A 7,879-nucleotide genomic window follows, 5' to 3' on the forward strand; every position below is an offset into this window, starting at 1 on the left:
GCGATGATCTTCGGCAAAACCGTGAAAAGCATCTCGACCAATCAGCGCTACACACATATTTCGCTGTGCAACATCGTGGTCGCCTCCAACTCCGGGGTGTGGTTTCTCGGCACTTCGACCAGCCTGATGGTGGTGCTGGCCGGCAAGATCAGCATCGCCGGCCTGCTGTTGCTGATTCCCTCGGCGTTGATTGGCTGGTTGCTGTTTGCCGCCACGTTGCATTTCTTCTACCTGCGCAAGCTCGATGGGCAAAGCCTGATTCAGGTGGCCGACCAGGCCGAGTCTGCGCTCAAACCCGGCGGTGCGGGGCTGGCGATAGTTGGTTTCTTCGCGGTGTTTGGCGCGGTGCTGTGCAATATCGTGCTGAAAGTCAGCATCGAGTTCGCCATCGGCATTGGCCTGGGCATCGTCGCGCTGTATGCCTGGTTGCTGATGCGCCGCGGCATCGAGCTGCCCTGGCAGGATCAACTGCAAAAGGTCGAGTGGAACGCCCTGCTGTTCTTTATCGGCATCATCACCTCGGTGGCCTGCCTTAATCACGTCGGCTGGCTGTCGTATATCTCGCGGTTGTTTGAAGTGCTGCACCCCACCGCGGTCAACGTGGTGCTCGGCGTGGCGTCTGGAGTGATGGACAACGTGCCCGTGGAAGCGGCTGCGCTGATGTCCAACCCAGAGTTAGGCCTCAATCAGTGGGCGCTGAATGCACTGATGGTGGGCATTGGCGGCTCGCTGACGGTAGTCGGCTCAGCCGCCGGAGTGATGGCGATGTCGCTGGACAAGACTTACAGCTTCGCCGTGCACCTGAAGTTTCTCCCAGCCATTCTGGTCAACTTCTTCGGCTCGCTGGGTATCTGGTACCTGCAGTTCGAACTGTTTGGCCTGTACTGAGACGCAAGCGCCAGGGCATAGCCTGGCGCTTGTCGATGACCGCGGCTGTGCAAGCGTCGCCACTAGTCTCGTTTAAGGTGCAATTCGCGCAGCACAGCGATGGAAATCGCTACGGCAAACAACAGCCAGAAGTGTTCGGAAAACAGTGCAATCAGGCTCATATTGCAGCTCCTTTGCTTGAGATCGCCGTTCCTCGGCAGCACCCCGATTCTGCTCGCCGCATAGGCAGCATGCAAGATCATCGACCACAAAGGTTCACAGCAGCGCAGCACAGGCGGACAATGGGTGGACTGTCCATGCCAGCCTGGAGTTCCTGCCATGTCCACCCCTAAAACGATGTTCGCCCTCACTGGCCGCAGCCATGCGCCCGCCAGCCTGAGCAATGCGACCTTGCTGGTCATCGATGCGCAAGAGGAATACCGCAGCGGCGTGTTGCAATTACCAGGGCTGGATGCCGCGTTGGAAGAAATCGCCAAACTGCTGGCCGCCGCCCGTCATCTGGGCAGCGCCATCGTCCACGTCAAACACCTGGGCATTCCCGATGGCCTGCTCGATCCACGCGGCCCTCGCGGCCTGCACCTGCCGGAAGTGGCGCCGCTGCCTGGCGAGATCATCGTAGAAAAACGCATGCCCAACGCCTTCAACGGCACCGACCTGCATGATCGCTTGCAGGCCCTGGGCCACCTGGACCTGATCGTCTGCGGTTTTATGACCCATTCGAGCATCAGCACCACGGTGCGCGCCACCAAAGACTATGGTTACCGCTGCACAGTGGTCGATGCCGCTTGCGCCACCCGCGACCTGCCAACGCTCGACGGTCAGGTAATCAGCGCAGCAGACATGCACCGCGCCGAGATGATCGCCCTGGCCGACAACTTTGCCGCCGTGGTGCCTTGCGCCAGCGCCTTGATCTGATCAACCGCCAGCGCGGCGCAGTTCGCAACTTGCGCAGGGGCTATTGGGCGCAGTTGAACCACGCCAGCCCACACCGGTCATACCGCCGATAGCCACCGAGGAAATTGGCATGAGGAAATCGGAATGAAACACTCCGATGGTTTTGATGCACGCCGCCTGCGCCCACGCAATGCCAGCAACTGGCGCCTGCGCCTGCGCCTGGGCGCTGGCCTGGCCGCGCTGTTCGCCACATTCGGCGTACTGCTGACAATGGCCGGCACCGCCACCCTGCTCGGCCAGCCCGCTGCACTCGGCCCGCTGAACGAATCACCAGGCGCGGCCAGCGTATTTATCGTTATCGGCCTGCTGTTGCTGTGTTTCGGCGTGATGCTCTGGCGCCGCTGCCGACGCCGCCTGCGCCGCCCCAGCGACCTGAGCATGGCCCCACATCTGATGAAAAAGCGCGACTAGATCCAGGCAAGCACGGAAGCTGGCAGCTTGGGTACACTAGCGGCCTTCGCGGAGGCCTAAATGCAAGACGACGATTTTTCCCTGTTCAAAGCCGAGTTGCGCGGCGTCAAACCAATCAAGCATGACCGCGCCGACACCGGTAAACCGAAACCCAACCGTGCCCAACTGGCCACCCTGCGCCAGGCCGCCACGGCGCGCGTGGATTCGGTCAAGGTCGACGGCCTGTCCGACCAGTTTGTCATCGATGTAGGCGCCGAAGACCCACTGTACTGGGCCGCCAACGGTGTGCAGGAAGGCCAGATGCGCAAGCTCAAGCTGGGGCAGATCAGCTTTGAAGGCAGCCTCGACCTGCACGGCATGAGTGTGGAAAAAGCCCGCGATACCCTGTGGGAATTTATCGCCGAGGCCAACAAGCTGGAGGTGCGCTGCGTGCGCATCACCCACGGCAAGGCGGTGCGCATGGACGGCCGCAAGCCGATGATCAAAAGCCACGTCAACACCTGGCTGCGCCAACATCCACAGGTACTCGGTTTCACCTCCTGCCTGGCCAAACACGGCGGCACCGGCGCGGTGTACGTGATGCTCAAGCGCACCATGATGGATGGCCGCGACGAATAAGCTCATGCCGCTGGCGGGTTACGCACTTGCCAGCCCGAGCCTCGCGGCCTAACCTGCGCCCTTTAGAAAGACCTACGAGATTGTCCATGTCCCTGGAACAGAACTACACCGCGATCCTTGGCCAACTTGGCGAAGACGTATCCCGCGAAGGCCTGCTCGACACGCCCAAGCGCGCCGCCAAAGCCATGCAGTACCTGTGCAAGGGCTACCAGCAAACCCTCGAAGAAGTCACCAACGGCGCGCTGTTCAGCTCCGACAACAGCGAAATGGTACTGGTGAAGAACATCGAGCTGTACTCGCTGTGTGAACATCACCTGCTGCCCTTTATCGGCAAGGCCCATGTCGCCTATATCCCCAACGGCAAAGTGCTCGGCCTGTCGAAGGTCGCCCGCATCGTCGATATGTACGCGCGCCGCCTGCAGATCCAGGAAAACCTCAGCCGGCAGATCGCCGAAGCCATCCAGCAGGTCACCGGTGCCCTCGGTGTGGCGGTGGTGATCGAAGCGCAGCATATGTGCATGATGATGCGCGGCGTGGAGAAGCAGAATTCCTCCATGGTCACCTCGGTGATGCTCGGCGAGTTCCGCGAAAACGCCGCCACACGCAGCGAGTTCCTCAGCTTGGTCAACAACTGAGCAAGCCTGTGCAGCACCCAAAACCGGCCTAGCGCCGGTTTTTTTGCGCCTGCAGGCGATCAAGTCAGGCGGCGACAATCCGCCAAAAGCCTCGGTAAAACCGCCCAAACATGGCGAGATCACGCCACCCGAAACAGGCAAAACGCCCATCCCTCTGCGGCAGCACGCCGCAGCTTGGGGCTGGTGTGCTGCGGGCATGCTTCTTGCGATAAGCCTGACAACGGCAGTCGCCCCACGCCTTGCAACGCTTGCGCAGTGCTTCGCCAGCTGCGCCCTGAGCCATTGCCGTTACGCACACGACGCCCTGTACACCTGCCCTGTGCCTGTCGCCCGCCGACGGGCATGCAGGCTATTGCCACACGCCTGATCCCGTGTCGCCCAGGTCGTCATTTTGACTTCACCGATAAGATGGTTGGTTTAATGAAAAAACTCCTGTTGACCCTCCTGTGCCTGAGCGTGATCGGCTGCGCCAAGCACCCTGAGCCAGAAAAAACCGTGGACGTCCTTCTGGTTGGCGGCGGCATCATGAGTGCCAGCCTGGGCACCTACCTCAATGAGCTGGAGCCGGGCTGGAGTATCGATATCTACGAGCGTCTCGACCGCGTCGCCGATGAAAGCTCCAACGCCTGGAACAACGCCGGCACCGGCCACTCGGCCTTCTGCGAGCTGAACTACACCCCCGAACTGGCCGATGGCAGCATCGATATCAGCAAGGCGGTGGCGATCAACGAATCCTTCGAGATTTCCAAACAGTTCTGGGCCTATCAGGTTGAGCGCAAGGTGCTGAACAACCCGCCTTCGTTTATCAACAACGTGCCGCACATGAGTTTTGTCTGGGGCGATGACAACGTCGACTTCCTCAAGAAGCGCCATGCGGCGCTGCAGGCCAGCTCGCTGTTTCGCGGCATGGAGTATTCCGAAGACCCTCAGCAGATCGAGCAGTGGGTACCGCTGGTGATGCAAGGCCGCGAGCCTGGGCAGAAGCTTGCCGCTACCCGCGTGTCGATCGGCACCGACGTCAACTTTGGCGAGATCACCCGCCAGCTGTTCGATTCGCTGAGCCAGCAGGACAACGTCAGCCTCAACCTGCAGCATGAAGTGCGCGGTATCGAGCGCAATGCCGACAACACCTGGAACGTGCGGGTGGCCGACCTAAGCAACGGCGGCGCCGAGAAAACCATCAACGCCAAGTTTGTGTTTATCGGCGCCGGCGGCGCCGCGCTGAAGCTGCTGCAGATGTCCGGCATCAGCGAGGCCGAAGGCTATGCGGGCTTCCCGGTTGGCGGCTCGTTCCTGGCCACCAGCAACCCGGAAATCGTCGCCCAGCATCAGGCCAAGGTGTACGGCAAAGCCTCGGTCGGCTCGCCGCCGATGTCCGTGCCACACCTGGACACTCGGGTGATCGAGGGCAAAAAGGTGTTGCTGTTCGGACCGTTCGCCACCTTCTCCACCAAGTTTCTGAAAAATGGCTCGCTGTTCGACACCTTCAGCGCCCTGACCACCGACAACATCCTGCCGATGACCCACGCCGGCATCGATAACTTCTCGCTCAGCACCTACCTGATGGGCCAGTTGATGCTCAGCCAGGAAGACCGCATGGATTCGCTGCGCGAGTACTTCCCCAATGCCAAGTCGGAAGATTGGCAGTTGATCCAGGCCGGCCAGCGCGTGCAGATCATCAAGAAAGACGCCGAACACGGCGGCATCCTGCAGTTCGGCACCGAAGTGGTCAGCGCCGCCGATGGCAGCCTCGCCGCCCTGCTCGGCGCCTCGCCAGGTGCCTCGACGGCCGCGCCGATCATGCTCTCGGTACTGGAAAAGACCTTCAAGGACAAACTGCAAAGCCCGCAGTGGCAAAACAAGCTGAAAGAAATCATCCCGTCCTACGGCCAAAAGCTGAACGACGACCTGGCGCTGACCAACCAGACCCGCGCCTGGAGCAGCGAACGCCTGCAACTGGAGTTCGTTGAAGTGCCACCGCTGGCCCTCACCCCAGAGGTCAGCCAGGCGCAGTAAGCCGCCTGCTGCGCAATGCAGATTGCCAGAAGCACTTTTTACCGTCGCCTCGCGCGACACAGCCTGCGGCCATGGATGGCACGCAATAAAAAACCGGCCACAAGCCGGTTTTTTATTGCCCAGTGAAAAGCCTACTGGCCCTTGAACGGCACCCGCGGTTTGCTGCGTAAAGGGTCGAGCAGGCCCGACAGGCCGTTGTGATCAATCTCCTGCATCAGCGCCAGCAGCCGGCCGATTTCACCCTGGGGGAAACCTTCGCGGGCAAACCAGTTGAGGTAATTACCCGGCAGATCGGCGAGCAAGCGACCTTTGTGTTTGCCGAAAGGCATCTCGCGGGTTACCAGCAACAGAAGGTCTTCAGGTTTCATCGCAGGCTCGGCAGGGTTCGGCAATCGAACGCAGATTATGCCGTTCAGCCCAGGGCCAGGCCAAGGCGGAAAAACTCGGGTAAGCTGCGCGCCCCTGTTTATCGACCCAAGGTTTGCCCCCGCATGATTATCAAGGCACTGCGTATCGGCCTCGGCCAGTTGATCATCTTCCTCGACTGGATCAGCCGTCCGGCCAAGCTTAAACGCACCCCAGAAGCTCAGGCTGCGGTCGAGCAAAGCGCCAGCAACCTCGCGCTGTACCAGTTCCACGCCTGCCCGTTCTGCGTAAAAACCCGCCGCACCCTGCACAAGCTGAATGTGCCGGTAGCCCTGCGCGACGCGAAGAACGACGCTCAGGCGCGCAGCGAGTTGGAACAGCAAGGCGGCAAGATCAAGGTGCCTTGCCTACGCATCGAAGAAAACGGCCAGAGCACCTGGCTATTCGAGTCCAAGGCGATCATCGCTTATCTCGACGAGCGCTTCGCTGCTGCCTGATCAGGCAATCGGGGCCGCCTAGCGGCCCCAACACCTCAAGGCTGCATAGCCTGCAATTCGCTCGCAACAAACTGACTGCCCTGTTGCTGCGCAACAAAACTCACTTTGTCGCCCACCTTAAGCCCCTCCAGCTGGGCGGCGTCTTGCACTTGGAACACCATGGTCATCGGCGGCATGCCGATATTGGCCAACGGCCCGTGACGCAGGGTGATTTTCTGGTTGGCTGCATCGATCTTGCGCACTTCGCCTTGACTTAGGCTGGCATTGGCCTGCGCGGCCTCATGGTCCTTGTGGCCGATGTGTTCATCGCTGGCCTGTACGCTAAACGCCATGCTGCCCAGCAGACAGGCAATCAGTAGTTGCTTCATGGTCTTGCTCCTCAAGTCAGGCGACCCAGTGGTCGCCCTGATCATTTATCGGCCCGCGCAAGAATTGCGCTGCCGCTATTACCCAGGCCAGTACAGGCTGACCTGGGTTCACACGCCTCTGTCAGTTCGCCACAACCCGCACCTTGCCAACCATTCCCGCCTGGTAGTGGCCGGCGATCAGGCAGGCGAAATCAAAGTCGCCGGCGCGGTTGAAGGTCCAGATGATCTCGCCACTCTGCCCCGGCCCGACATGGACCATATAGGGCTCGTCATGCTGCATACCGGGGAACTTGACCATCATCGCCGCGTGCTCATCCAGATCCGCCTGAGTGCCCAGGACGAACTCATGCAGCAACTTGCCCTGGTTACGGTGCACAAAGCGGATGGTCTCGCCCTGTTTGACCTCAAGTTGGTCGGGGCTAAAGCGCATCTGGTCGCTCATGCCTATTTCGATGGTGCGGCTGACCTGCTCAAGGTCACCGGCAATACCCCAGGGTTTCTGCTCTTTGACTACGGCAGCGCTGTGCTGCGCAGTGTGTTGTTCGCTATGGGCCAGCACGGGGCCGCTAAGCAGCAAGCCCGCCAGGGCGAATGCCAACGGCAAATAAGCTGTCTGTTGCATGGGTCTACCTCCTCAATGGCCAGCATGGCCGCTAGGTTTACGCACTTGCACTTCGACCGGCTCGACAGGCGGCTGCTTAAGCGGCATCGACTGCCCGCCGGCCTCGCTCGAACGCGCCGGTTTGGCCAACTCCCCTTGCCATTCATAGGCCACAGTGCCGGCCGGGTGCTTAAACCAGCCGGGGTCGCGGTAATCGCCTGGTGCTTGATCCTTGCGCACCTTGAGCACGGTAAACATGCCGCCCATTTCCACCGAGCCGAAGGGGCCGTCGCCGGTCATCATCGGTGCGGTGTTATCCGGCAGTGGCATCTGCATCTCCGCCATATCAGCCATGCCGCGTTCGCCCATCACCATATAGTCAGGGATCAGCTTGGCGACCTTGCGGGTCATCTCGCGGTGATCGACGCCAATCAGCGTCGGCACGTCATGGCCCATGGCGTTCATGGTGTGGTGGCTCTTGTGGCAGTGAAAAGCCCAGTCGCCCTCCTCATCGGCAAGGAACTC

The 7,879-nt window shown here is 60.8% G+C and carries 11 protein-coding genes; 7 read left to right on the forward strand and 4 right to left on the reverse strand.

Annotated elements, in window-relative coordinates; translation table 11 throughout:
- From nhaD to mqo, 6 genes are all read left to right on the forward strand, one after another.
- Positions 1-888: sodium:proton antiporter NhaD (gene nhaD / locus Q8M42_RS04200; protein WP_305283486.1), on the forward strand; the 888-nt coding region annotated here is incomplete at its 5' end.
- A gap of 318 nt (positions 889-1,206) precedes the next feature.
- On the forward strand, positions 1,207-1,803 hold the full coding sequence (locus Q8M42_RS04205) for a cysteine hydrolase family protein (RefSeq protein ID WP_304868610.1): 597 nt from the start codon (positions 1,207-1,209) through the stop codon (positions 1,801-1,803).
- 123 nt (positions 1,804-1,926) lie between these two features.
- A complete protein-coding gene (locus Q8M42_RS04210; protein WP_304868612.1) occupies positions 1,927-2,253 on the forward strand; it encodes a hypothetical protein in 327 nt (108 codons plus the stop codon).
- Between the two features lie 60 nt (positions 2,254-2,313).
- On the forward strand, positions 2,314-2,871 hold the full coding sequence (locus Q8M42_RS04215; RefSeq protein WP_275961526.1) for a Smr/MutS family protein: 558 nt from the start codon (positions 2,314-2,316) through the stop codon (positions 2,869-2,871).
- Positions 2,872-2,957: 86 nt separating this feature from the next.
- Entirely contained in the window at positions 2,958-3,506 is a 549-nt protein-coding gene (gene folE, locus Q8M42_RS04220; protein ID WP_160014565.1) for a GTP cyclohydrolase I FolE, read from the forward strand.
- Positions 3,507-3,926: 420 nt separating this feature from the next.
- On the forward strand, positions 3,927-5,522 hold the full coding sequence (gene mqo, locus Q8M42_RS04225; RefSeq protein WP_304868614.1) for a malate dehydrogenase (quinone): 1,596 nt from the start codon (positions 3,927-3,929) through the stop codon (positions 5,520-5,522).
- Between the two features lie 131 nt (positions 5,523-5,653).
- On the opposite strand, the gene Q8M42_RS04230 is transcribed toward mqo, so the two are convergent.
- Positions 5,654-5,890: a DUF3820 family protein gene (locus Q8M42_RS04230; protein ID WP_275961523.1), complete on the reverse strand. Its 237-nt coding sequence runs from the start codon at positions 5,888-5,890 to the stop codon at positions 5,654-5,656.
- 123 nt (positions 5,891-6,013) lie between these two features.
- Between Q8M42_RS04230 and Q8M42_RS04235 the strand changes: the two genes are divergently transcribed.
- A complete protein-coding gene (locus tag Q8M42_RS04235; protein ID WP_304868616.1) occupies positions 6,014-6,385 on the forward strand; it encodes a glutaredoxin domain-containing protein in 372 nt (123 codons plus the stop codon).
- 35 nt (positions 6,386-6,420) lie between these two features.
- Here the strand turns inward: Q8M42_RS04235 and Q8M42_RS04240 are convergent, their stop codons facing one another.
- The 3 genes from Q8M42_RS04240 to Q8M42_RS04250 all read right to left on the reverse strand — a co-directional run.
- The gene (locus tag Q8M42_RS04240) at positions 6,421-6,753 is read right to left on the reverse strand and encodes a copper-binding protein (protein ID WP_304868618.1); all 333 of its coding nucleotides are present in this window, start codon (positions 6,751-6,753) and stop codon (positions 6,421-6,423) included.
- 121 nt (positions 6,754-6,874) lie between these two features.
- Positions 6,875-7,375 carry a cupredoxin family protein gene (locus Q8M42_RS04245; RefSeq protein WP_304868620.1) on the reverse strand — a complete coding sequence of 167 codons (501 nt, stop codon included), beginning with the start codon at positions 7,373-7,375 and terminating at the stop codon, positions 6,875-6,877.
- Between the two features lie 12 nt (positions 7,376-7,387).
- Positions 7,388-7,879, reverse strand: a 492-nt coding sequence (locus Q8M42_RS04250; protein ID WP_370870315.1) for a multicopper oxidase domain-containing protein, incomplete at its 5' end; no start/stop codon positions are given.

This window comes from Pseudomonas sp. (assembly GCF_030684895.1).
In the GTDB taxonomy this organism is placed as follows: domain Bacteria; phylum Pseudomonadota; class Gammaproteobacteria; order Pseudomonadales; family Pseudomonadaceae; genus Aquipseudomonas.

What these genes read in the sequence shown, in the direction of transcription:
- Q8M42_RS04205 (WP_304868610.1), top strand. Translation starts at nt 1,207, where the DNA reads ATGTCCACCCCTAAAACGATGTTCGCCCTCACTGGCCGCAGCCATGCG.
- Q8M42_RS04245 (WP_304868620.1), bottom strand. Translation starts at nt 7,375, where the DNA reads ATGCAACAGACAGCTTATTTGCCGTTGGCATTCGCCCTGGCGGGCTTG.
- Q8M42_RS04210 (WP_304868612.1), top strand. Translation starts at nt 1,927, where the DNA reads ATGAAACACTCCGATGGTTTTGATGCACGCCGCCTGCGCCCACGCAAT.
- Q8M42_RS04215 (WP_275961526.1), top strand. Translation starts at nt 2,314, where the DNA reads ATGCAAGACGACGATTTTTCCCTGTTCAAAGCCGAGTTGCGCGGCGTC.
- Q8M42_RS04235 (WP_304868616.1), top strand. Translation starts at nt 6,014, where the DNA reads ATGATTATCAAGGCACTGCGTATCGGCCTCGGCCAGTTGATCATCTTC.
- mqo (WP_304868614.1), top strand. Translation starts at nt 3,927, where the DNA reads ATGAAAAAACTCCTGTTGACCCTCCTGTGCCTGAGCGTGATCGGCTGC.
- folE (WP_160014565.1), top strand. Translation starts at nt 2,958, where the DNA reads ATGTCCCTGGAACAGAACTACACCGCGATCCTTGGCCAACTTGGCGAA.
- Q8M42_RS04240 (WP_304868618.1), bottom strand. Translation starts at nt 6,753, where the DNA reads ATGAAGCAACTACTGATTGCCTGTCTGCTGGGCAGCATGGCGTTTAGC.
- Q8M42_RS04230 (WP_275961523.1), bottom strand. Translation starts at nt 5,890, where the DNA reads ATGAAACCTGAAGACCTTCTGTTGCTGGTAACCCGCGAGATGCCTTTC.